The organism is Dawidia soli, from assembly GCF_018598185.1.
GTDB classification, from domain to species: Bacteria; Bacteroidota; Bacteroidia; order Cytophagales; family Cyclobacteriaceae; genus Ohtaekwangia; species Ohtaekwangia soli.
Window position 1 is genome coordinate 1 of record NZ_JAHESC010000072.1, and the last position, 25,953, is coordinate 25,953.

A 25,953-nucleotide genomic window follows, 5' to 3' on the forward strand; every position below is an offset into this window, starting at 1 on the left:
CAACCACGTCGGGGGGGCCGGCTGTTGTTTAAACCCCACCGCCTTTGGCCAAAACGGGCGCCAATTAAAAACTGGCGACCGTCGTCGGCACAAGTCACCGCTTCGCTCAGACTTGCGCCAGAGGTTACTTACCGATTCTATGCAGTAACACCGCGGCGCGCTTCGTCTGTAACGGTAGCGTGCGGGGGTCGGCGGTTTCGTGGATGGTGTGGCCGCCGGCGCTGCGGACTTTGATGCCGTCCATGGCCATGTCGACGTAGCCGGAGGTAAAGGAGATGTCGGCGGCGCCGGCGTCGCGCGGGTTGACGGCGCGGACGGGGCCGAGGTTCAGGTCCAGGCTTACTTTGTTAAAGGTCTCCAGGAGCGTATAGTTGCCGGGAGTTGGGGCAAGCGGCGGGTAGCCTTCGCCGAACACCAGGGTGGCTTGTGTTTGCGGCAGGTGTTTGGCGACGATGGCTTGCATGGTTTCCTGTGCTTTCTTCAGCTGCTCGGGGGACATGGCGCGGATGTCGCCGGTGACGGTGGCGTCCTGCGCTACGACGTTGCTTTTGCCGAAGGCGGTGCCGAGGTTCTGGTCGGCGGTATGTTTTACGTCGGTGCCGCCGAGGATCATACCGGGGTTGAACGTGAGGTTGGGCTCTTTCGACAATGTTTCGTAGAAGGTATATACGATGCGGCTGGCTTCATAGATGGCGCCGGCGCCGATCTTGTCGGTGAAGATCTGCGAGGAGTGTGCGGGTACGCCTTTTACGGTCAGCTGCCAGTCGGTGGAGCTGCGGCGCGCGATGGTGGCGGTTTCGAAGCGGCCGTCGCCGTCTTCAAAGCCCAGCGCGATGTCCGCCGTCCGGGCGGCTTCGATCAGGTCGCGGCGGGCCAGGGCGAGCGGCTCGCCGGAGTTCTCTTCGTCGCCGCAGAGGTAGACGATGATGTTCAGGTCTTTTAATACGCCGGCGTCTTTCAATGCCTGTAATGCCTGGATGATGATGACGTCGCCGCCTTTCATGTCGGCTACGCCGGGGCCGCTGACGGTGGTGTCATTCAGTTGTTTGAATTCCTGGAAGGGGCTGGACGGCTCGAAGACGGTGTCCAGGTGGCCGATCAGCAGGATCGTTTTTTTGCCGGCTTTGCCTTTGTGCTCCGCGACGAGATGGCCCGCCCGTTGGAAGGGTGCACCATCGATCCAGCGTGTGGTCAGGCCGAGGGCGTCGAGCTTTGCCTGAAAGACATTGGCTACTTTCCTGACGCCTTCGAAGTTCATCGTGCCGCTGTTGATGTTTACGACTTCTTTCCAGAGGGCCATGGCTTCTGTGTTGTGCTTGTCGACGTTGGCAGCGATCTTTTTTTCGAGGGGGGTGAGCTGGGCGTAGGAGGCTATAGTCGTCAGGCCCAGGGCCAGGATCAGTGCGGGGGATAGCGGTTTCATGGTGGTAAGATACGGGCATGGTCGGTGTTTTGCAATCGCCGGTGACGGCGCGGGCGGTGTGTTTGCATGGTTGCCCAGATACGACGTTACCGGCGTGACCGATCTGTTACGCCCTTACAGGGCTCCGCTTTCTCTCGCACGACAACCCCAGGCCTTCAGCCTGGGCTATTGTGTTTCGCCCCTTCAGGGCTATGCCTTTGCTTGCATACATCTCCTATACCTGGCGCCGGTGTTAACGCCCAGCGAAGCGCAGGCGTGTCACCGGTGCCACGTATGGCTGCGGTCTCCGACCGCCTTTTCTTTGCTGCGTCGTCAGCGCACGCTTCCCTAAAAACAAAGTTGCCGTAAGTACCGGAGCACCGACGGCAACCAACCCCTCTAAACACAAACCTCTAAACTAAACCTAAACCAAACCTAACTAACAGGATCATCCACGAAACGGCAAGCGTATGCGTCGCGCTCACGCTCACGCCGTTTTGGGGGCGTCGGTATGACGGTATACGCGTTCGTAGACGATAGGAAATACTAAGAGAATCAGAACCGTGGCTGTAAATAACCCCCCGATTATCACAATGGCCAACGGTTTCTGACTCTCAGATCCTATACCGGTAGACAAGGCGGCGGGCATCAGGCCGATGGACGCCATCAACGCGGTCATGACCACGGGACGGGTACGGTGCTTGACGCCGAGGGCGATGGCCTCCGGTAAACGCATGTTGCGTTGCATATTTTCATTGAACTCGGTGATGAGGATCACGCCGTTCTGTACACAAATTCCAAAGAGGGCGATAAAGCCTACCCCGGCGGAGATGCCGAAGTTCATGCCCGTGACGTGCAGCGCCAGGATGCCGCCGATGACGGCGAAGGGCACGTTGATCAATACCAGGCCGGCGTCGCGGGCATTGCCGAACATGATGAACAGCAGCACGAAGATGCCGATGAGGCTGATGGGCACCACTTGCCCCAGGCGGGCCGTGGCGCGTACCTGGTTCTCGAACTCGCCGGTCCACTGGATGGTATAGCCCTGGGGTACTTTTACTTTGTCGATCACTTTCTTTTGCGCTTCGGCGATGGTGCTGCCCAGGTCGCGTTCGCGTACGGTGAACTTCACGCCGATGAAGCGGCTGTTGTTGTCGCGGTAGATAAAGGCCGGGCCGGTGATGGAGGTGATCGAGGCGATCTCGCTCAGCGCCACCTTGCTGCCGCTGAGCGTCGGCACGAGGATGTCGCGGATCTCGTCTTCGGAGCGCCGGTATTCGTAGGGGAAGCGCAGGCGGATGTCGAACTTGCGCTCGCCTTCGTACATCACGGACGCGGTCTTTCCGCCGATGGCCATCTCGATCACGGCCTGGGCATCGGCCGTGGTGACGCCGTAGAGCGCCATCTTGTGGTCGTGCAGGCGGATCTGGATCTCGGGCTGGCCTACGTTCCGGAGGATGCCGGCGTCTTTGATGCCCGGCACGTTTTCGATCTGCGCCAGCACCTGGCTGGCCAGCTCGTCGAGCTTGTCGAGGTCGGGGCCGAAGATCTTGACGGCGTTGTTGGCGTTCATGCCGGCTACTGCTTCGGCTACGTTGTCGATGATGGGCTGCGAGTAGTTGTAGTTGATGCCCTGGTGCTTCTTCAGCGTTTTATCCATCTCTTCGATGAGATCGTCCATGCTGATCTTGCGCTCCCATTCGTCTTTGGGCTTGAGGTTCACCTGCATCTGTACATAGTAGAAGCCGCTGGGGTCGGTACCGTCGTTGGAGCGGCCGGTCTGCGACAGCACGCCGTTCACTTCGGGGAAGGTGTTGATCTCGTCGCGCAGCGTGTGGACCATTTTGACGGTTTCGTTCAGCGACATGCTCATGGGCATCTTGGCTTCCACCCACAGCGCGCCTTCGTTGAGCTGCGGCAGGAACTCCGTACCCATCCACTTTGTCGAGAACAACGTCAGGGCTACGACGACGAGCGTTACGCCGAGGCTGATCTTTTTGTGCGCGAACGTCCACCGGAAGCCTTTCGACACGATTCGGTCGAAGAAAGCCACGATGAAGGTATGTTTTTCCTGTACGTTCTTTTTCAGCAGCACCGAGCTGAGCACGGGTACGAGCGTGAGTGTAAAGGTCAATGCTCCCAGCAGCGCAAAGCCCAATGTATAGGCCAGCGGCGAAAACATCTTGCCTTCCACTTTTTCGAAGGAGAAGATGGGCAGCAGCGCCGTGATGATGATGAGCTTGGAAAAGAACACGGCTTTGCCCGTGCGGGCGGCGGTCTTTTTGATCAGGCCCAGCTTGCTGATCTTGTTAAAGCGGTCCATGCCGTAGTGCTGCGCGGTGTGGTCGAGCGCCACGAAGAGTCCCTCGACCATCACGACGGCACCGTCGATGATGATGCCGAAGTCGATCGCCCCCAGCGACAGCAGGTTGGCGCTCATGCCTTTCATGCGCAGGCAAAAGAAGGCGAAGAGCAGCGACAGCGGGATGATGATGGACACGATCAGCGTGGTGCGCCAGTCCGCCATGAAGAGCAGGACGATGGCGGTGACGAAAATGATACCCTCGATGAGGTTGTGCATGACGGTGTGCGTGGTATACGTCATGAGCACGTCGCGGTCGTAGAACGTTTGCATGCGTACGTCGCCGGGCAGGATGTGGGTGTTCAGCTCTTCGATCCTGGCTTTGACGCGGCTCAGCACGTCGCTGGGGTTTTCGCCTTTGCGCATCACGACAATGCCTTCTACCACGTCGTCGTTACTGTCCAGGCCCACCTGGCCGACGCGTGGCAGATCCGACTGCAGCACGGTGGCGACGTTCTTGACGAGCACGGGCACGCCGGCGCGGGCTTCGATGATGATGTTCTCGATATCTTCGGCGGAGTTCAGCAGGCCCATGCCGCGCACGACGTAGGCTTGTCCGTTCTTTTCGATCACGTCGCCGCCGACGTTGATGTTGCTTTTGTTGACGGCTTCGTATACATCCAGCGGCGTGATGTCATAGCGTTGCAGCAAGGCGGGGTTCACCTGGATCTCGTAGATCTTTTCGCGGCCGCCAAAGGCGACGACGTCGGCTACGCCGGGTACGGCGCGCAGCTGGCGGTCGATGGTCCAGTTCTGGATGGTGAGCAGCTCGCGGGTGTCTTTCACCTTGGAGGTCAGCACATAGCGGAAGATCTCGCCGGTGGGACCGTACGGCGGTTGTACCTCGGGGTCGACGCCCTCGGGCAGGCTGACGTTGACGAGCTGGTTGTTGACCTGCTGGCGGGCGAAGAAGTCTTCGACGTCGTCGTCAAAGATAATCTTGATGACCGACAGGCCGAACATGGAGATAGACCGCACGTTGGTCTTGCGCTGTACGGAGTTCATGGCCACCTCGATGGGAATGGACACAAAGCGCTCCACTTCCTGCGCGCTGCGCCCCTGCCACTCGGTGACGATGATGATCTGCGTGTTGGTGACGTCGGGGAAGGCTTCGATGGGCGTGTTGCGGTAGCTCACGATGCCGGCCACGATCATGATCGCCACCCAGAAGAAGGTGAAGAACCGGTTCTTGAGCGAAAACGCAACGATGTTCTTGATGAGCTTGTTCATGCTTCCCTCCTAGTCGTTAAGCGCGTCGTAGATAAACAGCTGATCATGGCTGATGACGACTTCGCCCGGCTGTACGCCGGCGCTGAGCCAGGCCGTGTCGTCGGTCGTTTTATATACCTCTACTTCGCGGGTCTCGATGTTATAACGGTCTTTGAAGATCATGACGAACTGGCGGCTGTTGTCGAAGATGATGGCGGACGCCGGCACCGCGGGCAGTTCTTTGTTTTCGTGGTAGATGGCTTTTACGGTGGCCAGCATCTCTGGCTTGAGCCGGAAGTCTTTGTTGGGAATGCGGATGCGCACTTTCATGGTTTTGGTGTCGGGATCCAGCACGCTGAAGATCTTGTCGATCTTGCCGCGGATCTGCTCACCGGGGTAGCTGATGGTCGTGATCACCACGTCCATGCCTTCGCGGATGCGGGCGATGTCGCTTTCGTATACATTGGCGATGGCCCACACTTCGTCGAGCTCGGCCACGGCAAAGACGCTCTCGCTGTGGCCCGAGGGCAGCGTCATGTCACGGGTGATGTTTTTGTCGGTAATGAAGCCGTTGATGGGCGCCTTGAGGCGGTATTCGGATTGTTTGTTGAAGTTATAGATGGAGAAGGTCTCGGTGATGCGCTTCAGCGCGGCTTCGGCTTTTTCCAACTCCTTTTGCGCGGCGATCAGTTCGCGGTCGGACGAGAGTTTGGAATTATACAGGTCTTGCTTCACGGCCAGGTTCTTCTGCGCCACCAGCACGTCGGACTGGGCATCGATCAGCTGGCGATCGTATTCGGCTACTTCGCTGCTTTTGATGGTGGCGAGCACCTGTCCTTTTTTAACCTGGTCGCCCAGCTCGGCGTCGACCTCGACGACGTTGCCGCCTACGATCGGAAAGATCTCCACCAGGCGGTTTTCGTCGGCGACGATCTTGCCGTTGAGGTTCAACGCTCCGTTTACGGGTCGTTGCTCCACGGTGTCGAGGATAATGGTCTTGAGCATGGTTTCGCTCAGCACGAAGGTCTTGCTTTCGGGGCTCTCGGTGGCGCCTTCCTTGTGGCAGCCTGTCACGAGCACGGCCACCAGTGCCAGCCACACCAGGGCCACGTTATACCTACCGTTGCAGGTCTTCACCGACAGCATAGTTAAGTTCTTCATATGATTTGGTTAAATCTGCTTTTAATTGATTCAGCTCGATGATGCTGGAGTTATAGGACTCGAACATGTCGGTAAACTCCAACAGCGACAGGTTGTTCTTGCTGTAGTTGCTGACCAGCCCTTTGCTTAACAGCTCCAGCTGTGCTTCGAAGTCCGTGCCTACGGCTTTGTACTGCGCGTCGAGCAGCTGGAAGATCTTCCACGCCGACTCCACTTCGCGCGTGACTTCCTGCTGTTTGGATTGCCGCAGCACCTGGGACTGGGCCACGCCCAGCCTGGCTTCCTGGATGCGTCCCTGGTTGCGGTTAAAGAGCGGGATCTGCAGGCCGACCTGCAGGGCGGTATAATTGTTCACATAGCTGCCCGCCTGATCGTATACGCCGCCGGCCGTCAGGTTGGGAATGCCGTTCTTGCGCTCGAGCGCATATTGCAACGCGCGCTGGTTCCCGATGCTCTTTGCGGCCTGGATCTCGGGGCGGTTTTCCAACGAGCGGGTTACCAGGTCCGGTAGCGTGGCCGTGGGCATTACGCCCAGCATACTTTCCGTCGCCGCCGGTGCCGGCCGCACAGGACGATCATCTGCCAGCAGCAGCTGCAGCGATTGTTCGAGACGGACCAGCTCGGTGCGCGTTTCATTCACCTGGTTGTTGATCTCGAAGTATACCGACTTGAGGCGGGTCAATTCTTGCAATGAGATGTTGCCTTTGGCATATTGCTCTTCATAGATGGAGATGAGGTTCCTGAGCAACGCGAGACGCGAGGCGATGTTGGTGACGGCGTTGTTGAGAAAATAATAGCGGTAGTAGCTCACGTGCAGCTCGTATTTGAGGCTGCGCGCCAATTCATAATACTGCCACTGCGTGAGCTTCTTTTCTTCTTCGGCCAGGCGGACGGAGGCTTTGCGCTGTCCGGCAATGCGAAATACTTTTTCAAGCTGTATGATCTTCTGACCGTTGGCGCCTACGTCGAACCATTTTCCGGATGACGGGTTGTGCAGGCTCCACTCGGTGGAGAGCTCGGGATTGGTAAAGAGCTTTTCCTGCACCTTGCGGGCATCGGCCATGTCTACTTCATACCGCGACGCGATGAGCGACAGGTTGCGGACCATGAGCAGGCTGTCGGCCTGTTGCAGGGAAACTTGCAGGGTGTCCTGCCCGTGAACAGTAACGACGGTTAGCCAACAGATGAAGGACACCAGCAATACACGCATCTTTTTCTTTTTGTTGTGTTTCATACAAAAGAACGAGCGTGAACTTTAGAGGGGCTTAAAGGGGGGCTTAAAAGAAACTTAAAGTATGTATGTACTTTACTGTAGTTTTTAGCCGGGGATTCGCGTATGGATGGTTGTGTTTCAGTGTGCGGGGTATTTTTTAAACAGCATACGCGGGTTACTGCTGGCGATTATAAGAGGGCGTTTGCGGTCAGGGGTTGTGTAGGTCCGTTTCCCAACCATTGGAGCTCGAAAACAATTGTATTGTGTTTCGCCCTTTCAAGGCTGGGTAGAAATTAAGAGAATTTATTTACCACCTTGTTATCGTTTTATTTTTTTGCTCTCAGGCTCCGCCCAACGGGCGTACGCCGGCGGACCAGTAAAGGACGGCTTTCTGTTTTTCGTATTCGGCCATGATCTTGATGAGCTTGGATTCGGCCTGGAAAAGTTTCTCTTGCTGGACGTTGATCTTGAACAGGTCGCTTTCGCCGTTTTCGAGGTTGGTCAGCTCGGCGTTCATCAGGCGGTGGTAATGCTCGACCATTCGTTGTTGCTGTTCCAGAATTATACCGTTGTTGAGAAGCTGGTTGTAGGCTGCCTGCAGGTCGTTTACAATCTGACGGGAGGTGAGCTCGCGGTCGTATTCGGTGTTGCGCACCTTGAGCTTCAGCTGTGCTACCTTGGACCGCTCCTTGCGCAGGAAGATGGGGAAGGAGAAATCGATGCCGAGCTTGAAGTTATCGTCGAAGGTAAAGTCGTTGCGTACGCCTTCGGGATAGAAAGGCTGGTTGAGCATATAGTACGATGCGTTCAGCTTGGGCTTGAGGAACTCTGCGGCCAGTCGCTGGTCGTAGGCAAGCTGCTGCAGCTTGACGTTGAGCTTGCGCAACTCGGGATGATTGGCTTTGGCCTGGTCGAGCAGCTCCTGCAGGGCGGCCGGTGTGAGCGTGAAAACGGCAGTTTCTTGTACCGGTACATGTTGTGGCAGCAGCTCGACGGGATTTTGAAGACTGTCCCAGAGGAACGTAGACACGGCCAGCCCGTTGTTGCGGTATTCGGTATAGGCCTCCTGGCGGCTGACGGCGCGCTCGAGGTACGTGATCCGGGCCTGGACGGTATCGACCGGCGCCGCCTCGCCGCCTTCGAAGTTATTTTTTGTGCGGCGGAAGATCTCCCCGGCAACGGCGAGGGTATTGGTGGACAGCCGGTAGTTGTAGTAGCTGTGGTACCAGCTCCAATAAGTTTTTGCGGCGTCGAGCAACAGCTTATTGATGACCTTGACCTGCTCGGCCTCCATCAGCGTACGGAACAGCTCCGCCTGTCGCAGCGCCGTACGGCGTTCGTCTGTGAGCAGTCCCTGTCCCAGGGGGACCGTGATGCCGGCATAGAGCTGTTTATAGTCGTATTCGCCGGAGATATAGTGCTCGGGATTGAGATACTCGCCGGTGTTGCGCTCCAGGCCTACAAAGGGTGTGACGGGCGAGCGCGTGGGCGCCTTCAGGGCGGCGTCGAAGAGGCGATAGTATTCGGTGCCTTTATATTGTTTCAGCAGATAGCTTGCCTCGAGCTTGGGATCGAAGTGACCGCGGGCGAGGCGGATCTCCTGGCGGGCCATCTCGGGGAGCAAATTGGCCTGGCGCGCTACGGGGTGATGGTGGAGAATAACTTCATAAAAATTCTCCAGCGTAAACGGCCGGGCGCTGTCGGGCAGGTGAAAGAGCGAGTCGCGGGACACCTGCGCGGAAGCGACGTGTACGAGCAGGAAAAGGATCAGGCAACTGATGCTTCGCATAGGATAACCGTTATTTTTTTTCTTTGGAGTCGGTGCCACCCTTTGCCGGCAGGGCCTGGTCGAGGGGCGCTGTATACAGGCTCGGCGGGAAGCCGTTGAGCTGTCGCCAGATCTCGTACCACACGGGCACATCGTCGAGCATCACCCATCCGCGCACGCCGGAGCCGATGCGCAGCTGCTGCGGCCAGGGCTCGTCGTGGCTATTGTCGGGGGTGACCAGGATGCGGAATGTGCCGGGCTCGGAGCTGAAGTAGTCGATGACCTGGACGGTGCCGCCAAAGGTCCCCACGGAGACGCTCGGCCAGCCGGAGAATTGCAGCGCGGGCCACCCGTCGAATTCGATGCGCACATGGCGGCCCTTGCTGATCAACGGCATGTCCATGGCCTTGACATACATATCCACGGCCAGGTCGCGCGCTTCGGGCATGACCGTGCAGACGGCGTCACCTTCTTTGATGGTTTCGCCGATACCGGCTTTCATCGCGCGCACGACGTAGCCCGCCTGTGCCGCCGTGATCTGATATTGGTTGTTGCGGATACGCGTGTTGGCGTACTCGTTGGTGAGCTTCGAGATCTCGCCTTCGCTGTCGAAGATATCAGACTCGGTGGCGTTGAGGTCGGAATGAGACTTGCTGATCTTCTCCTCGTATTCGGCGCGCAGGCGTTCGATCTCTACCTGTGCGTTCTGGTAATCGGCCACGCTGCCCTCGTATTTATAGGTGATCTCCTGGAACTTCGTGAGGGGAATGTTGCCGGCCTCGTAGAGCTTCTTATTCCGCTGATATTGGTTTTCGGCGTTCCGGAACTTTACCCGCTCGGCCTCCAGCTTTGCTTTGCTTTGTTCGATCTTACGGTCGCGGCCCTGTTGCAACGCGACGATCTGTCGCCGCAGGGCGTCGGCTTTTTCGCGCTTCGCCACCAGGCTGCTCTTCTTGGCCGCCAGCTGCTCCTGCAGGCGCTCGAGCAGCTGCGGGTCGAAGTACTTTTCTTTTACCTCGCGGATGGTGACGATCGTATCGCCCGCGTCCACGTACTGGCCTTCCTGCACGTGCCATTTTTGTATCTGGCCGGCAATGACGGCCTGCACGGTCTGCGGGCGGTGCGCGGGGTTGAGCGCGGTCACCTTGCCTGCGCCGCGAATATTCTGCTGCCAGGGCAGGAACATAAACAGCAGCAGCACGACTGCCATCGCCAGCAGGCAACGGGCCAGTATGACGCCGGCACGGGGTGTTTCCAGCGCGCGCAGCGAGTATCGGTTTTCAGCCTGAATGAGCGGGCCTACGTCCTGATCGGATAGTTTCATCATACTCCTGTTATTCGATGTATTGGTTGATCGTCCCTCTTTTTTGCAGCTCGGTGAAGGTTCCTTCTTCGGAAATGCGGCCGTCGTAGAGTAAAATGACGCGGTCGCAGGCTGCCATCACCAGCGGATCGTTCGACACGGCGATGAGCGTCCACGGTGCCCGTTCATCCATGACGGACTGTAACACTTCCAGCTTCTGCTGCCGCTTGAGACCGGAGAAGAAGTCGTTCAGGATGATGAGCGACGGCTTCTTGGCCAGGCAGCGTGCCAGGATCAGTTTATGAATAAACGAGCTCGAGAAGCCTTTGCCCCCGCTCACGATGTGTGTGCTCAGGCCTTCGGGCAACCGGTTGATCTCATCCTCCAGGTGCACGGAACGAATGGCCGCGATGGCGTCTTCGACGGTACGGGCGGGGCTTCCCAATGTTATGTTTTCGAGGATCGTACCGTCGAAGATGTCTTCCGGTGAGATGTTCTTGGCGATGCTGTCGCGCAGGTGGCGGATGTCGAGGTCGCGCAGCGAGTAGTGGTTGATGGTAATGATCCCTTCGTAGTCGGTGTGAATACCCGCCACCAGATTGGTAAGCGTTGTTTTGCCGGCGTTGCCGGGGCCGGCGATACAAATGCGCTCGCCCGGTTGTACCGTCAATTCCACCCCGTGCAGGGCATACGTGGACGTGCCCGGGTATTTATACTTCAGGCCTTTGATCTGTACCAGATACCCCTGGTTACCCAGGCGGGGGAAATCAAGCCCGCCCACTTTCTCGAGCGGCAGGTCGGTGATCTGCGCAACCTTGTCTACTGCGGTGAGCAAGTCGTAGACCACGTCCATGTAGGTGATCACCTTCTCCACGGAGTTGAGGAGCATGATGATGATCACTTCCGAGGCGACAAACTGGCCGAGTGTGATCTGGCGGTCGACCACCAGCAAAGCGCCCATGATGAGCAGCGCACCCGTGATCACCGTCTTGAAGACTACGATGAACGAGAACTGCGTGATCAGCACCCGGAAGTGTGCCTTGCGATACTTGAGGTAGGCGCTTACATTCGTGTCGGTCTTGCGCATGGGCAGATCGGTGTTGCCGGCCAGCTTGAACGACTTCAATGCGCGCGCGAGCTCTTCGAGCCACTGCACCACTTTATATTTATACTTCGATTCGTCGATCGATGACCGCAGGCCGCTCGGTCCGGTGAACCGGAAAATAAGGAACAGGATCAGCACGAGCATGAAACTGAAGAACACAAAGAACGGGTGGTACAACGACAGCAGGATGAGCCCGAACACGATTTGTACGACGGCCGACGTCAGGTCGATGAGCAGCTTGGGCAGCCCCTTCTGCAACGTGATGACATCGAAGAACCGGTTGACCAGTTCGGGAGCATAGCTCTTCATGATCGACTCCAGGCGGATGCGCGGAATGCGAAAGGCAAACTCCAGCGCCGCCTTGGTGAATACCCGTCGCTGCAGGTACTCCACCAGGGTGATCTGGATGATCTGCAGGACGCCGGTAAATAGAATACCGAGGATCACGGCGGCGATCAGCACATAGATCGAACTGAAGAACACGCCGCCGGACACCAGTTGGACAGTGTTCTGGATCCCGACCGGCAGGATCAGGCTGGTCAGCCCGATAACGACCGAATAGAACAATATATACAGGATGTTCCTGCGCTCGGTCGACAACAGCCGGACAAACCGCCGTACGGGATGCATGGGTGTGGGTATAGCGTCACTGTCGTAGGCATACTCACTCACCAGGCTACGGTACGAGTAGAGCACAAAGGCCACGGCACATCCCTGTTCGTCCTGGAGCAGGTGCTGCAGGTCCGGGGACTCGCCAGTCACTGCCAGTTTCTCGTCGGCGGGCAGTAGCGCAAATCGCAGGCGCTTTTGCTCATAGTACAATAACATGGGTACCAGGCCTTGCGGCTGCTCGGCAAACACCAGGGCCGGCAACCGATTTTCCTTCACGAATGCGGGCAATGCCTCGGCCGGCTGTGTTTGCTCGAGGAACAACATCCGGACCTTGCTGCCGGCCTCGATCAGGTCGTTGCGGAATTCCGCGAACTGATCGCGTGCATACGGCCGGTTGTTTATCTCCACAAACCGAAGCACGGCGGGATCGAAGTCATGCTTCAGCAACAGTCCTCCCTCGCGGAGTATCCGTATGATTGAATTGTTTGTCATTATGCTTTCTGGAAATTCTGATCGTCTGCCCCCGGATACCGGCGGTTAGCCGCCGGGTCTCCCGAGGGCATCGGTCCACTGTATAGTACGTTCAAATTGACGTCAACCGGCTGACCTAAAAATTTTATGCCTGGATTAACCGCATGGTCATGAACATTTTGGTGCGCAAAGTTGCCACCCGGTCTTAGAGCGGGATAAGAAAATCCTTAGAAAAGTATTAGAAACACCTACAACGATTGCATGATAGAAAGTGGGCAAACGGCGGCTATTTGAAAAACGCCCCTACGAAGTGGCTCATGCTGCGAAGGCAGTCGGAGTACTCTTTCAAGCGTAAAATGTATCCGGAAACTTTCCTACCCGACAAGCAATTACTACATGTGTGCGAATACCAGTGTGAAGACGTGGTGGCCTTCGCTGTAGTGGTAGGTGGCGGCGCCGTGGGTGAGGTCGGTGATCTGGCGGACGATGGAGAGGCCCAGGCCGTGGCCGGGTTTTTCCTGCTCGCGGGCCGGGCGGTAGAAGGGTTCGAAGATCATGCCTTCGGGGATGGGCTCCTCGCCGGGGTTGGAGAAGCGCAGGCGCAGGCCTTCGGGGACTTTGGCGAGGTCGACGGTAAGCCGCGGGGCTGTGGCATAGAGGGCTGCGTTGGCGATGAGGTTGCGGAAGCAGATCTTTAGCAACAGCTCGTTACCGACGACGGTGAGCTGCTCTTCGGCTTCGACGGAGGCATCGATGTCGATCTGTACCACCTGCTGGGGATATACTACCTGCAGCTCGCGGACGCTTTCGTATAGCAGCTCGTCGACCCGAATGGGACCGGTGTTGATCGGTACCTGTGATTGCAGCCGCTGCATCAACAGCAACGACTCTACCAGGGTGGCCTGCCCGTCGACGTCGTCGGACAAGCCGGCCAGTAATTTACCGACTTCGGGATGGCCGTCCATGTTGAGGTCTTCGAGGCGTTCGAGCTTGCCGCGAATGATGGCCAGCGGCGTCTTAAGCTCGTGGGCGGCGTGGCGTACAAAGGACCGCTGCGACTCGAAGGCTTTGAAAAGGCGCGCCAACATCTCGTTATAGTTTATGGCCAGCTTGTCGAGCTCATCGCGGTTCTTACTGACGCGGATAAACTCGTGCAGATTATTTTCGGTAATGGTCTGGATCGATTTGTTGAGGTCGTCGATGGGGCGGAACACCTGGCGGATATAGAAGTAGGCGGCGACGGCGATGAGCGCCGAGCCCAACACCAGGGCGATGATCACCAGGGTCTTGAGGCTTTCTACCTTGCCGATGCCATAGGTGTCGTAGGCCGAGGCCAGGATGACGTAGTCGTGGCCCTGGTCTTTGTAGTGTACGCCAACGACTTCGTCGCCATCCTCGTCGACATAATACCGGTCGGCATGGGTGCGGATCTGGTCGATGAGCGAAGGCGAGTACGGGATCTTTTCATCGTCGAGGCTGCTATAGATAAGCCGGTTGGTGGAGTCGAAGATGAGGATCTTTTCGTCGTACAATTTATTGATGGAGTTCTGGTCGATGATCTTCAGTACTTCCAGGTCCATATCCTTTACTTCTGTGAGCAGCTTGGCGGTGGTAAAGCTTTTCTCGCGCAGGCGCTCGAAGAATTCTTCGCGGCGGAACTCGGCGTAGAGAATATAGATGAAACTGAGGATGGCGGTGAGCACCACGACGAATAACCCTACGAAGAGCAGGGTGAGGCGCGTCTTAAAGTTCATCGCGCTGATCGTTTAGGTAATACCCGAACCCCGGCTTGGTGAGGATAAGCTTCTTGTCGAAGTCCTTGTCGATCTTGTTGCGTAGGAAATTGATGTATACCTCGATGGTGTTGTGCGTAACGCCGTAGTTGGCATCCCAGAGGTTCATGGCCAGCTCGTCTTTGGAGATAATACGTTTTTTGTGGCGCAGCAGGTACTCCAGCAGGCTGTATTCTTTGGGTGTCAGGTGGATCTCTTTGCCTTCGCGGACTGCCACTTTTTTATTGGGGTCGAGGCGGATATCGGGCAGCTGCAGCACGGGCTCGGCGGCGGCAGGCTGCTCGGCGCGTTTGAGGAACACTTTTACTTTGGCCTGCAGCTCTTTGAGGTGGAAGGGTTTGACCAGGTAGTCGTCGGCGCCGGTCTCAAAGGCTTCCATTTTACTGTCGATATCGCCAAAGGCGGTGATTACCAGAATGGGTATGGCGGGATTCATGTGCCGGAAGCGGTCGCAGAGGTCGATGCCGTTCATTTTGGGCAGGTTGAGGTCCAGCAGCACCAGGTGATAGGTATCCTGCTGGAATGCTTTCAGCGCCATTTGTCCGTCGTAGGCAGGCACGCAGGTATAGCCGTCTTTTTCCAGGGCGGCAGCGACCGACTGCGAAAGCCGGTGGTCGTCTTCAACGAGGAGTATTTTTTTCAAAGCGTCGTCTGGCAATGCTTAAAAGAAGTAATTTTAGTCCCGAAATCCAAAACTGTTACCCTGTGCGGTGTTTGCCGGGGCAGCCGAATATGTTCAAGACATTCTTACCCCTGGCACTGGGTGTGGTGCTGGCGGCCTCTCCCCTCGCCCTCCGGGCGCAAGGTTGCAGCGACGCCGGTTTCTGTACCATGGGTGCGCTCAAGCCCGACCAGCCGTTCAACAAAAAGATCGAGTTTCGCCTTCGCTCCATGGAGCTGACCTTTTACCGGGGCAAGACGACGCTTACACCGGTCGTGTATGTGGCGACGGCCGACATGAACTTCAGCCTCAATCAAAAAACGTCGTTCCAGGTGAAGCTGCCGTACCAGGCGGTGTCGGGCCGGCTGGGCAACACGTCCAGCCTGGGCGATGTCTCGCTTTGTGTGACACGCAATGTGTTTACCAATGGTACCTATGATATCAACGTATCGGTGGGCGGCAAAATTCCCACCAATCACTCGGACCTGGACGAGAACGGCCGGCCGCTGCCCATGTATTACCAGACCAGCCTGGGCACATATGACGGTGTGGCGGGCATTTCGGTGATCAGCAAAAAGTGGTTGTTCGCCACGGGCATCCAACATGCCTTTAACCGGAACGGCAACAAGTTCCTCTGGTCGCGGTGGGAAGGCAGCGGCGAAAGCATGGACTATATACACCGGTATTCGATCGCCAACGACCTGCGTCGCGGCACGGATGTGATGTTTCGTGTGGAACGTAACATCCGGTTCTCGCGTCTCAACTTTACGCTGGGACTGTTGCCGATCTACCGCATTACGCACGACCGCATCACGCTGGGTACGGGCGACCGGGTAGCACAGGCCGGCAGCACCGGGCTGGCGCTGACGGCGTTGTTCAGTACGGGCTATAGTTTTAATGTACAGTCGGGGATCAAAATGTTGCTGGGGCAAAAGATCGTAAACCGCGATCCGAACACGGACGGCCTGAAGCGTGAATTTGTATCGACGTTAAGTTATTATTACCGGTTCTGAGTCATGAGATCTTTCTGCCTGCTGCTCGCGCTGCTCCTGGCCGTTGCCGGTGAGGTTGCCGCACAAACCCTGCCCGCTTCCATCGACCAGTCTATTCAGGACGCCGACTATACCGGTGCCGTTACGCTCGTGGACGCCACGCTGGCCCGCACCACCGATGCGGCTACACGCGTATTACTTCAAACGAGGAAAGCCGAAGCCCTGGTCCGCCTGGGGCGTTTTGACGATGCTTATGCCCTGCTCAAGACGATCACGCCGGCGGCGACGACGCCGTACCTGGCGGGCCTGGTGCAAACACAATGGGGTCTGTTATACTTGAACCAGGGTCGCAACGATCAGTCGCAGGAGGCCTTGCAGCTTGCGATCACCCGCCTGGAAGAGGCTGGCCGTGCGAACAGCCTGGAGGCCGCGCTCGCGCTGTCGCACCTGGGCAATCTATACCGGGCTACGGGCAAGTATACGCAGGCCGAGGAGCAGCTGGCGGTGGCCCTGGCCTACCGTCAGAAATTATTGCCGGCGAACCACGAGCTGATCGCGGCCTCGTACAACGACCTGGGCCTGGTGTTCAGTAATACGGATGCCGACAAGGCGTTGGACTACTACGAGAAAGCGTTGGCTATTTACCAGCACCTGCATGGCGCGGAGCATCCCAAGATCGCCATTGCCCGTACGAACACGGGCTTTTTATACCGGCGTTTAGAATTGTACGGCGACGCTGTGAACAACTTCGAGTCGGCGCTCCGGATCAACGAGAAGGTATACCCGGGGTCCCATCCGGCGAAGGCTTTTGTATTGTTCAACCTGGGTGAGACGTACCGAGGGATCGGCGATGTGAAGGCGGCGCGGGCCTTTTACGAGCGCGCCCGCACGATGTATGCCGAATGCTACAGCCTGCGTCATCCCGAGCTGGCCCGGGTGCTGAACGCGCTGGGTAGCTTGTCGCTGGCCGCCCGCGACTACGACGGCGCGCTGGATTATTATCAACGAGCCTTGCAAGCGAACATAACAAGCTTTCAACACAAGGATATCTCCCGCAACCCTCCCTTACGCGACATTTACGACGGCAACGTGCTGCTATATTCATTGCTGTCAAAGGCTCAGGCATTAGAAGCCAGATACTACGGGCGAACACTGAAATTCTCAGACCTGACGTCGGCCCTGCAAACGCTGCAGTTGTGCGACACGCTCATTGACAAACTGCGCCAGCAGACGACCCGCGAGAACGACAAGATCAGTTTGGGTGTGACGGCCAACGAAGTATATGCCGATGGCGTGCGCATGGCCGTTGAAGCGGCGGATGTCGCGCTCCACAAACAGGTATACCGCGAGCTGGCGTTTTATTTTGCCGAGAAGAGCAAGTCGGCGGTATTGCAAGAAGCGATCACGGAAGCCAATGCGAAGGCTTTTGCCGGCATACCGGCTGTGCTGCTGGAAGACGAAAAGGAGCTGAAGGCCTCGATCGCGCAGTGCGCGCAGAAGCTGGCACTGAAACCCGAGGCGGCCGAAGAGAAACGCCTTCGGGAGGCGCTGTTTACGCTGAACCGTAACTATGCGGCCTACACGCGGCGGCTGGAGCAACAATTCCCCGACTACTTCAACCTGCGTTTTAACAGCTCGGCGCCTTCCACCCGTCAGCTACAGGCACGCCTGGATGGGCATACGGCGCTGCTGAGCTATTTTATCGATGAAAAGAACAGCCGCTTGTATGTCTTTATGTTGTCGCAGAAAAAGTTCCGCATTACGGAGCATGCGCTTACCCGGGAGTTTGACCGGTATATCACGGGGCTGCGGAACAGCTTGTTGTTCAACAACGAGGAAACGTACCGGCTGTCGGCGGATTACCTGTCGGCGTTGTTGATCCCGTATCATCAACTGGACGGGATCGAGCACCTGGTGATCCTGCCCACGGGGCGGCTTAGCACACTGCCGTTCGAGACGTTGCTGACCCCTTCCCGGGCGGGGACGGAGAATATAGGGTATGCTGCTTACCCTTACCTGATCAAGCAATATAGCATCCGTTATGAATTTTCGGCGGGCTTAATACTGCAAAAGCCGGCGCCACAACCGCCTTCGGCGTCGCCATCGATCTTTTTGTGCGCCCCTGTCACGTTTCCGGCGACAGACAACCTGAACGACCTGCCGGGCACGGAAAAGGAGGTAAACGCCATTGCCCAACGCTTCAGCACCCAAAAGCTGACGTCGCAGGTATACCTGCGCCAGCAAGCGGACGAGGGCCGCGTGAAGGCCGGGAGCCTCGATACGTATACTTATCTGCACTTTGCAACGCACGGGATAGTCGACGAGGCCCACCCGGAGCTGTCGCGGATCTTTTTACAGCCGGGAGCGGGTGAAGACGGGCATCTCTTTGCCGGAGAGGTGTACAATTTAAACCTCCGGGCGAGCCTGGTGACGTTGTCGGCCTGCCAGACCGGGTTGGGTAAACTTTCCAAGGGCGAGGGGGTGATCGGGTTGTCGCGGGCATTGGTGTATGCGGGGGCGAAGAATATACTGGTATCGTATTGGAGCGTGGCGGATGAGTCTACATCGGTGTTGATGGCGGCGTTTTATGGGCGATCGCTGGACACGCCGACAGGGATGTTTGCCGGGACGTTGCGGGAGACGAAGTTGGGGATGATCCGGGATGGAAAGTATGCGGCGCCTTATTATTGGGCTCCGTTCGTGCTGATCGGCTTTTAGTTATAAATACCAGTGATGGCTGTTGCCTGTGGGGCTTGAAAACAATTTGCGGGGCGGCCGGTGGTCGGGAGACCACCTCCATTCTTGCACGAATCATGCTGGGTCCAAGTCGCCCTCCCTTCGGTCGGAAGACTTGAACCAGATGCTACATTTGTATAGGGGCTACGCCCCTGCTACCCCTTTCGCTTTTGCGTTACGCGCGCAGCTTACCAGGCGGCCGTCGGGCGGCTTTATATTTAGTTTAAGGCTTTGTTACGTCCTGTTTTTTTAACAGGTTGCGGATCTCGGTGAGAAGCTGGATGTCGGCGGGCGGGGGTGCGGGGGCGTCGGCGGGTTTGTTCTCTTCTTTGCGTTTGAGGCTGTTGATGGCTTTTACGAAGAGGAAGAGGGCAAAGGCGGTAATGATAAAGATAAAGATAGCCTGGATGAATTTGCCATAGGCGACGACGGCATCGCCGAATTTATAGCCCCGGTTCGAGAAGTCCAGGCCCCCGGTCAGGATCCCGATGATGGGCATGAATACGTCGGCTACCAGTGAGCTGACGATGGCATTGAAGGCGGCGCCGATGACTACACCGACCGCCAGGTCGATGACGTTACCCCGGAGGGCAAATTCTTTGAATTCTTTAAACATATGGGTAGAGTCTTTGGTTCAGACCGAAAAATACCATGCCCCGTGGGAAACAACAAACGGAACGTCGAAAGGTTCTCTGTATTTGATGACTTTTTGCGACATCGGTTTTTTATAGATGTGGTAAAAAGATGTATCTTTTATACAAATTACGTTACACGCCCTTCCCCCCCAAAAACCGCTAGCTGCTAAACGGCAAAGAGCATTATCATGAAAAAAATGAACACCGATGGCCAGGCAACGCCAGGGCACCATTCCGAAGATTTGCACGGCAATAAGCTTCTTTTGCTGCAGGCCCTGGAGGCAGCGCAGATCGGTCTGTGGCAATGGAACATTCCGCAGGACACGATCACCTGGTCGGGCAAGGTGTATACCATCTTCGGTATTTCGCCCTCGTCGCCACCGGGTACATTTGCCGGCTATAGCAGCCTGATCCACCCCGACGACCGGAACAAGGTCATTCAAGCCATCCATAGCAGCCTGGAACATAAAACGAGCTACTTTGTACAGCACCGGTCCAACCCGGCCCTGGGCGATATCCGCTGGATCGAGTCGTGGGGCACGGTGGTCAGCGACGACCAGGGTGTGCCGGTTACGCTTCTGGGCTCGGTGCACGACATCACCACCCGGAAGCAGGCCGACCTGGACCGCGATGCGTGGCAGGCACGCTACGAGCTGATTGCCGCCGCCACGGGCCAGGTGGTATACGACTATGAGCTGAAGTCGGGCAGCATCCGCTGGAACGGTGTGATCCGCGAGGTATTGGGCTATAGCGCCGAGGAGATGGGCAACGTCGACACCTGGGAATCGCTGATCCACCCGGACGACCGTGCGGCCGTTGCCCGCGAGATCGGTATCGCTACACGCACGTTGCAACCCTACGAGCAGGTATATCGCTTTCGTAAAAAAAACGGCGAGTATATCGCCATCCATGACAAAGGCTTTTTCATGACCATGGGCAGCGACCACGCGGTGCACATGCTCGGGTCGATGCAGGACTACTCGCGCCACACGCGCTATGAAGAGGTCTTTCGCGAGAACGAGCTTTTTCGCGAGAGCCTGGAGAGCTCGATGCCGGCCATGCTCTACGTACTGGATGTACAGCGGTATAAATACGTCTACACCAACGGCGTGTCACTGACCGGGTACAGCCGCCAGGAAGTCGAAGCGATGGGTGATCTGTTCATACCGTCGGTCATTCACCCGGAAGACCTGCCGCGGATACCCCGCTGGACGAACGAGCCGCTGGGCTTTACCCAGGAGGTACAGCTGCGCATCCGCAACCGCGACGGCGAATGGCGCTGGATGCTGTCGCGCAACACGGTCTTTAAAAAGGATGGCCAGGGTACGGTGCTCCAGGTCATCGGCATCGCACAGGACATTACCGAGCAGAAGACGGCCGAAGAGGCGCTGCGCCGCAGTGAACAAAGTTATCGCGAGCTGTTCGACACCGTGGGCGAAGCGATCTATATTCAACATCCGGACGGCACCTTTGCCGATGTGAACCGCGGGGCCTGCATTATGTACGGCTACCCGAAGGAAGCCTTTATCGGACGCACGCCGGCATTTCTTTCCGCCGAGGGACGTAACGATTTCGAGGCGCTGGCACAGATGACGATGAGCGCGCTGAAGGGCATTCCGCAGACGTTCGAGTGGTGGGGCCGCAAGGCCAATGGCGAGATCTTCCTGAAGGAAGTGCGTTTGAAGAAGGGCTCTTATTTCGGTCAGGATATGCTGATCGCCACGGCCTGGGACATCACCCAGCAAAATGCCATGGTCAATGCCTTGCGCGAAAGCGAGGCCAGCTTCCGCGACCTCTTTAATACTGTTGAGCCGATCTATATTCAAAACCGCCAGGGCGTATTTCTCGACATCAACAAGCGGGGATATGAAATGTATGGTTACACGAAGGAGGAGCTGATCGGCAAGCACCCGATCGATCTGGCGGTGCCGGGCAAGAATGACCTGGAAGCACTGGCGATCTCGACCGAGCGCGCCTGGCAGGGTTACCCGAGCATGTTTATCTGGTATGGTTCGACAAAGGATAAGAAGGTAGCCATTTTGGAAGTCACCCAGCAACGGGGTACATACTTCGGACAGGATGTTGTGATCGCCACGGCGCACGACATTACCGAAAGCCGCAAGGCCGACATCGCGCTTCGGGAAAGCGAGCAACGCTTCCGGACGTTGCAACAGGCATCGTTTGGCGGAATCGGTTTGCACGATCACGGCCGTATCCTGGACTGCAACCAGGGGCTATGCGATATGACCGGCTATAGCGAAGAGGAATTGAAAAGCATGGACGGTCTCGCGTTGATCGCGACGGAATGGCGTGACCATGTTATGGAGAAGATCCTCGGGGGATATGAAAAGACCTACGATGTGACCGGCGTACGCAAAAACGGGACGCGGTATGCGCTGGAGATCCAGGCAAAGATGATCCCTTACCAGGGCAAGACGATCCGCGTGACGGAGTTCCGGGATATCAGCGACCGGAAGCGTGCGGAAGAACAGATCATCGAGCAGAACAACAAGCTGCTGGCGCTGACCGAAGACCTGAAACGCAAGAACGAACAATTGGAGGAGTTTACGCAGATCGTGTCGCACAACCTGCGCTCGCCGGTCGGTAATATCCTGACGTTGCTGAGCTTCTTTGAAACGGCAGAGACGGATGAGCAGCGCGCGGAGTACCTGAAGTTGCTAAAAGAATCGGGCGATATTACGCTGACCACGCTGCACGAGCTGAACGAGGTGCTCAAGATCAAGCAGAACAAGAACATCGAAAAGCAGCTGCTGCGGTTTGACGACTCATTCAACCTGACCCGGGCGATGCTGACGGCGCGCATTGCCGAGACGGGGGCGCAACTGCTCTGCGATTTTACGGAAGCGCCGCAAGTGCATTATCCGAAGATATACCTGGAGAGCATCCTGCTGAACCTGCTGAGCAATGCCTTAAAATATAATTCACCGGAAAGGGCACCCATCATCCAACTAAAAACGTATTACTACCACAAGGACCTGGTCCTGGAAGTGAGCGACAACGGACTGGGCATTAACCTGGAGCGGTATGGTCACCATGTGTTCAAGCTGCGGAAGACCTTTCATCGCCATCCGGAGAGTCGGGGTATTGGATTATTCATGATAAAAAATCAAATTGAGGCCATGGGAGGGGAAATCACCCTCTCGAGTAAACCACACGAGGGCACGACCTTCTATATCAATTTCACCAAGAACCTGACGGATGGAAACTAAAGCTCCCATCATTGCCCTTGTAGACGACGACAAGGTGTTTCAGCTCACGGCATCACTCACGCTCAAAGCCGCCCAGCTAACGGACCACATTCTGCAATTCGACAACGGCGAAGACGCCCTGGACTTCCTGCGCCACCATGCACGCGAGTCGGAAACGCTGCCGGACTATATCTTTCTGGATATAAATATGCCGTTTGTAGACGGCTGGATGTTCCTGGATGACTATGCGGATCTAAAGACCAACCTGTCCAAGCCGATCGAGATCTTCATGGTGAGCTCTTCCATCGACCCGCGGGACATGGACCGGGCCCGGCAGCATGCCGACGTCCGGGAGTATATCATCAAGCCCGTGACCCGCGAAAAATTTATCGAGCTGCTGAAAGCCGCTGCCTAGCGACCGCGTTGCGCCACGTGCGTGCAAGAATCACTCGGCTGTCCGGGGGCCGGAGACCGGCGTCTGGGGGGTAGCCAGGTCATGGGGTGCTTTGACCAGGGTCAATCCTTTGGCGGCGGCGATCTTCATCAACAGCGTCAGGGCCTCCTGACGGTCGTTGCGGATCTCCCCTTCCAGGATGGCTTCCTTGATCTGCTCTTTGATGTCGCCGATGATGCGGCTGGGCGGGATCTGGAACATGTCCATGATCTCGTCGCCGGTGACGGGCGGCTGGAAGTTGCGGATCTTATCCTTCTGTTCCACCTCGGCCATTTTCTGTTCGACGATGTCGAAGTTCCTGAGGAAGCGGTTTACCTTCTCATTGTTCTTGGATGTGATGTCGGCGCGGCAGAGCGCCATCAGCGCGTCGATCTCGTCGCCGGCATCAAACAGCAGGCGGCGCAGGGCCGAGTCGGTCACCTCTTTTACCAGCGGGATGGGCCGCAGGTGCAGGCGTACGAGCTTTTGCACGAAGAGCATCTTTTCATTGAGCGGCAGCTTGAGACGGCGGAAGATATTGGGCACCATGCGGGCGCCTTTGTCTTCGTGGCCGTGGAAGGTCCAGCCGTGTGCTTTATCAAACCGCTTGGTGGCGGGCTTGGCGATGTCGTGCAGGATGGCGGCCCAGCGCAGCCACAGGTCGTACGATACGACCGACACGTTGTCGAGCACCTGGAGGGTATGGTAGAAGTTGTCTTTGTGCGATTTATTCCCGACGGATTCGACACCGTACAGCGCCACCAGCTCGGGGAAAAAGATCTTGAGCAGGCCGGTGTTGTACAGCAGCTTAAAGCCATAGGAGGGCACGGGGCTCAGGATGATCTTGTTGAGCTCGTCGGTGATGCGCTCCTGCGATACGATCTTGATACGGTTGGCCTGGCTGACGATGGCCGCATAGGTATCGGGCTCGATGTCATAGCTCAGCTGCGAGGCGAAGCGGATGGCGCGCATCATGCGCAGGGGGTCGTCGGAGAAGGTGGTGATGGGGTCCAGCGGCGTGCGGATGGTCTTTTTCTTCATGTCGGCGATGCCGTCGAAGGGATCGACCAGGGTGCCGAAGGTGGCTTTGTTGAGGCTGATGGCCAGGGCGTTCATGGTGAAGTCGCGCCGCTGCTGATCATCCTGTAACGTGCCGTCTTCTACAATGGGCTTGCGCGAGTCATTGCGATAAGACTCGCGGCGGGCGCCGACGAATTCCAGCTCGAGCTCCTCGTAGCGGATCTGCGCGGTGCCGAAGTTCTTGAACACGTTTACATGCACATTGGGGCCGAGCTGGCGCGCGACGGCCTGGGCCAGGGCAATACCGCTGCCCACGCATACAAAATCGATGTCTTTGGAGGGCCTCTGTAAAATAAGGTCCCGGACGTACCCCCCTACTACATAGGTATCGACGCCAAGCTGGTCGCCGGCGGCGCCGATGGCTTTAAATACGGGGTGTTCGAGGGACGAGGCCAGGTTCATGCAAAACTTTATTCAGCCGCCAAAGGTAAGGCAATCCGGCAGGATGTAGGGCATACACGAACAAAGTTTCTGAGGGGTTTGTTAGCTTTGCGGGCACGATATTGTACGTGCAACTGCTTTATGAAAGCTTTTTTTAAAGTTCTCGCCAAGGTCAACCGGCTGATCCTGCCCCGCTACAGCAAGCGGGATATCAATCACTTATCCAGGCTCGACAAGGCCGTGGTGGCCTGGCGGTACTGGGTGACGGTGCACGCATTGGATTGACGTCTACAGGACTGCGATACCCGAATCTTTAAAGGTCTGCTCGGCCAGGGATATTCCGTCTTCGTCGGTAATGACCATATTGACCGACGAGGCCGGGCAAATGAAGAAGGCTTCGGCCGTGTTGATACGCTCGTGCGTGCTCAACGCGATGACCTGCTTGGACACGTCGACAATGGCTTTTTTCACCTCGCTTTCTTCATAGTTAATGGTCGTGACGCCGATCGTGGGATGTATGCTGCAGATGCCCATGAAGTATATATCGGCGCGGATGTTCTTAAAGAACCTCAAGGTGTCGTGGCCCACCGTTGTAAAAGCGCTTTTGTACAATCTCCCCCCGGCAAACAATACTTCAATTTTAGGATGCGCTTCCAGCACGTTCACCACGGGGAAGCTGTTGGTAACAACCGTTATCTCCATGTCTTGTGGCAGGATGCTGGCAATGGCCATGGCGGTCGTACCGCTGTCGAAGGCGATCACCTGCCCGGGTTGTACCAGGCCCACGGCCTTTTCGGCAATGACCTTTTTTACATCGCTCTTGTAATGCAGCCGGTCTGAAAAATGATGTGGCGTGGGCGAATGCGGCACAGCACCACCGCGTACGGCTTTTAACAATCCCTGGTCGGTCAATTCCTTCAGATCACGGCGTACCGTGTACTCGGATACCGCCAGCCGTTCGGCCAATGCCTTTAAGGTCACTTTCTGGTCTTCCGAAAGCTGCCGCAGGATCAACTGAAATCGCTCTTCTTTTAGCATAATTGCAATATTATGCATTTTTTAACAGTTCATAAGCGATATATCGCACTATTTCGGTACCACTATTTGCAATATTGAGCAATATCAATACATTTATTGCAAAATATTGCAATTATGAGCACGATCGCTGAAATCAACAGAAATGAGTTACTGATTGCCCCTGAGCCGGCGGGCAAGTGCCTGACAGCAGCAGGATCTTCGTTGCCGGCCGGAACGATGCCGCCGTCCCTGCGCCGGAACCGGCTGGCGGTGGGGCTGCTGTTTTTCCTGCACGGGTTATGTTTTGCCAGCTGGGCGTCGCGCATCCCGACGATCCAGGAAGATCTTCATCTTACGGCTTCGGCTTTGGGCGCGGTGCTGTTTGCTTTGCCGGCGGGATTCTTTGTTTC

General features: G+C 56.9%; 17 protein-coding genes and 1 pseudogene. 6 read left to right on the forward strand and 12 right to left on the reverse strand.

From position 1 onward, the window contains the following. Positions 1 to 124: 124 nt before the first annotated feature. The 9 genes from KK078_RS28660 to KK078_RS28700 form a co-directional block, all read right to left on the reverse strand. The gene (locus KK078_RS28660) at positions 125 to 1,423 is read right to left on the reverse strand and encodes a M20/M25/M40 family metallo-hydrolase (RefSeq protein ID WP_254094100.1); all 1,299 of its coding nucleotides are present in this window, start codon (positions 1,421 to 1,423) and stop codon (positions 125 to 127) included. A gap of 466 nt (positions 1,424 to 1,889) precedes the next feature. Further along, complete coding sequence (locus KK078_RS28665) at positions 1,890 to 4,994, reverse strand: efflux RND transporter permease subunit (protein WP_254094108.1); 3,105 nt, start codon at positions 4,992 to 4,994, stop codon at positions 1,890 to 1,892. A 9-nt stretch (positions 4,995 to 5,003) separates the two neighbouring features. After that, positions 5,004 to 6,134, reverse strand: a complete 1,131-nt coding sequence (locus KK078_RS28670) for an efflux RND transporter periplasmic adaptor subunit (protein ID WP_254094110.1) — start codon at positions 6,132 to 6,134, stop codon at positions 5,004 to 5,006. Further along, positions 6,091 to 7,368, reverse strand: coding sequence for a TolC family protein (locus KK078_RS28675; RefSeq protein ID WP_254094112.1), 1,278 nt, complete (start codon positions 7,366 to 7,368; stop codon positions 6,091 to 6,093). The genes KK078_RS28670 and KK078_RS28675 overlap by 44 nt, the downstream gene beginning before the upstream one ends. Positions 7,369 to 7,687: 319 nt before the next feature. Continuing rightward, on the reverse strand, positions 7,688 to 9,136 hold the full coding sequence (locus tag KK078_RS28680) for a TolC family protein (RefSeq protein WP_254094114.1): 1,449 nt from the start codon (positions 9,134 to 9,136) through the stop codon (positions 7,688 to 7,690). Positions 9,137 to 9,146: 10 nt separating this feature from the next. After that, complete coding sequence (locus KK078_RS28685; RefSeq protein ID WP_254094116.1) at positions 9,147 to 10,442, reverse strand: HlyD family secretion protein; 1,296 nt, start codon at positions 10,440 to 10,442, stop codon at positions 9,147 to 9,149. Between the two features lie 7 nt (positions 10,443 to 10,449). Continuing rightward, positions 10,450 to 12,627 carry a peptidase domain-containing ABC transporter gene (locus KK078_RS28690; protein ID WP_254094118.1) on the reverse strand — a complete coding sequence of 726 codons (2,178 nt, stop codon included), beginning with the start codon at positions 12,625 to 12,627 and terminating at the stop codon, positions 10,450 to 10,452. A 371-nt stretch (positions 12,628 to 12,998) separates the two neighbouring features. After that, on the reverse strand, positions 12,999 to 14,360 hold the full coding sequence (locus KK078_RS28695; RefSeq protein ID WP_254094120.1) for a HAMP domain-containing sensor histidine kinase: 1,362 nt from the start codon (positions 14,358 to 14,360) through the stop codon (positions 12,999 to 13,001). Then, the gene (locus KK078_RS28700; protein WP_254094122.1) at positions 14,350 to 15,042 is read right to left on the reverse strand and encodes a response regulator transcription factor; all 693 of its coding nucleotides are present in this window, start codon (positions 15,040 to 15,042) and stop codon (positions 14,350 to 14,352) included. Before KK078_RS28700 ends, KK078_RS28695 begins: the two co-directional genes overlap by 11 nt. An 89-nt stretch (positions 15,043 to 15,131) precedes the next feature. Between KK078_RS28700 and KK078_RS28705 the strand changes: the two genes are divergently transcribed. After that, positions 15,132 to 16,073 carry a hypothetical protein gene (locus KK078_RS28705; protein ID WP_254094125.1) on the forward strand — a complete coding sequence of 314 codons (942 nt, stop codon included), beginning with the start codon at positions 15,132 to 15,134 and terminating at the stop codon, positions 16,071 to 16,073. 3 nt (positions 16,074 to 16,076) lie between these two features. Then, on the forward strand, positions 16,077 to 18,770 hold the full coding sequence (locus tag KK078_RS28710) for a CHAT domain-containing tetratricopeptide repeat protein (protein ID WP_254094127.1): 2,694 nt from the start codon (positions 16,077 to 16,079) through the stop codon (positions 18,768 to 18,770). A 241-nt stretch (positions 18,771 to 19,011) separates the two neighbouring features. Here KK078_RS28710 and mscL read toward each other — a convergent pair whose 3' ends face one another. Continuing rightward, positions 19,012 to 19,404, reverse strand: a complete 393-nt coding sequence (gene mscL, locus KK078_RS28715) for a large-conductance mechanosensitive channel protein MscL (RefSeq protein WP_254094129.1) — start codon at positions 19,402 to 19,404, stop codon at positions 19,012 to 19,014. 207 nt (positions 19,405 to 19,611) lie between these two features. Here mscL and KK078_RS28720 point away from each other — a divergent pair, with 207 nt between their 5' ends. Both KK078_RS28720 and KK078_RS28725 read left to right on the forward strand, forming a co-directional pair. Continuing rightward, positions 19,612 to 22,653 (forward strand): PAS domain-containing sensor histidine kinase, encoded by a 3,042-nt coding sequence (locus KK078_RS28720; RefSeq protein ID WP_254094130.1) that lies wholly within the window; start codon positions 19,612 to 19,614, stop codon positions 22,651 to 22,653. Further along, positions 22,643 to 23,047: a response regulator gene (locus KK078_RS28725; protein WP_254094132.1), complete on the forward strand. Its 405-nt coding sequence runs from the start codon at positions 22,643 to 22,645 to the stop codon at positions 23,045 to 23,047. The genes KK078_RS28720 and KK078_RS28725 overlap by 11 nt, the downstream gene beginning before the upstream one ends. Before the next feature lie 30 nt (positions 23,048 to 23,077). Here KK078_RS28725 and KK078_RS28730 read toward each other — a convergent pair whose 3' ends face one another. Further along, complete coding sequence (locus KK078_RS28730) at positions 23,078 to 24,547, reverse strand: CCA tRNA nucleotidyltransferase (protein ID WP_254094134.1); 1,470 nt, start codon at positions 24,545 to 24,547, stop codon at positions 23,078 to 23,080. A 120-nt stretch (positions 24,548 to 24,667) separates the two neighbouring features. On the opposite strand from KK078_RS28730, the gene KK078_RS28735 reads away from it, so the two are divergent. Beyond that, the gene (locus KK078_RS28735; RefSeq protein WP_254094136.1) at positions 24,668 to 24,811 is read left to right on the forward strand and encodes a hypothetical protein; all 144 of its coding nucleotides are present in this window, start codon (positions 24,668 to 24,670) and stop codon (positions 24,809 to 24,811) included. Positions 24,812 to 24,814: 3 nt separating this feature from the next. Here the strand turns inward: KK078_RS28735 and KK078_RS28740 are convergent, their stop codons facing one another. Continuing rightward, on the reverse strand, positions 24,815 to 25,582 hold the full coding sequence (locus tag KK078_RS28740; RefSeq protein ID WP_254094138.1) for a DeoR/GlpR family DNA-binding transcription regulator: 768 nt from the start codon (positions 25,580 to 25,582) through the stop codon (positions 24,815 to 24,817). Positions 25,583 to 25,678: 96 nt separating this feature from the next. On the opposite strand from KK078_RS28740, the pseudogene KK078_RS28745 reads away from it, so the two are divergent. Beyond that, positions 25,679 to 25,953 (forward strand): annotated as a pseudogene (locus tag KK078_RS28745) (hypothetical protein); the annotation flags it as partial.

Bases quoted from the DNA above. Each gene is read 5' to 3' on its own strand.
- KK078_RS28660 (WP_254094100.1), bottom strand. From the start codon at position 1,423: ATGAAACCGCTATCCCCCGCACTGATCCTGGCCCTGGGCCTGACGACT.
- KK078_RS28665 (WP_254094108.1), bottom strand. From the start codon at position 4,994: ATGAACAAGCTCATCAAGAACATCGTTGCGTTTTCGCTCAAGAACCGG.
- KK078_RS28670 (WP_254094110.1), bottom strand. From the start codon at position 6,134: ATGAAGAACTTAACTATGCTGTCGGTGAAGACCTGCAACGGTAGGTAT.
- KK078_RS28675 (WP_254094112.1), bottom strand. From the start codon at position 7,368: ATGAAACACAACAAAAAGAAAAAGATGCGTGTATTGCTGGTGTCCTTC.
- KK078_RS28680 (WP_254094114.1), bottom strand. From the start codon at position 9,136: ATGCGAAGCATCAGTTGCCTGATCCTTTTCCTGCTCGTACACGTCGCT.
- KK078_RS28685 (WP_254094116.1), bottom strand. From the start codon at position 10,442: ATGATGAAACTATCCGATCAGGACGTAGGCCCGCTCATTCAGGCTGAA.
- KK078_RS28690 (WP_254094118.1), bottom strand. From the start codon at position 12,627: ATGACAAACAATTCAATCATACGGATACTCCGCGAGGGAGGACTGTTG.
- KK078_RS28695 (WP_254094120.1), bottom strand. From the start codon at position 14,360: ATGAACTTTAAGACGCGCCTCACCCTGCTCTTCGTAGGGTTATTCGTC.
- KK078_RS28705 (WP_254094125.1), top strand. From the start codon at position 15,132: ATGTTCAAGACATTCTTACCCCTGGCACTGGGTGTGGTGCTGGCGGCC.
- KK078_RS28710 (WP_254094127.1), top strand. From the start codon at position 16,077: ATGAGATCTTTCTGCCTGCTGCTCGCGCTGCTCCTGGCCGTTGCCGGT.
- mscL (WP_254094129.1), bottom strand. From the start codon at position 19,404: ATGTTTAAAGAATTCAAAGAATTTGCCCTCCGGGGTAACGTCATCGAC.
- KK078_RS28720 (WP_254094130.1), top strand. From the start codon at position 19,612: ATGAAAAAAATGAACACCGATGGCCAGGCAACGCCAGGGCACCATTCC.
- KK078_RS28725 (WP_254094132.1), top strand. From the start codon at position 22,643: ATGGAAACTAAAGCTCCCATCATTGCCCTTGTAGACGACGACAAGGTG.
- KK078_RS28730 (WP_254094134.1), bottom strand. From the start codon at position 24,547: ATGAACCTGGCCTCGTCCCTCGAACACCCCGTATTTAAAGCCATCGGC.
- KK078_RS28735 (WP_254094136.1), top strand. From the start codon at position 24,668: ATGAAAGCTTTTTTTAAAGTTCTCGCCAAGGTCAACCGGCTGATCCTG.
- KK078_RS28740 (WP_254094138.1), bottom strand. From the start codon at position 25,582: ATGCATAATATTGCAATTATGCTAAAAGAAGAGCGATTTCAGTTGATC.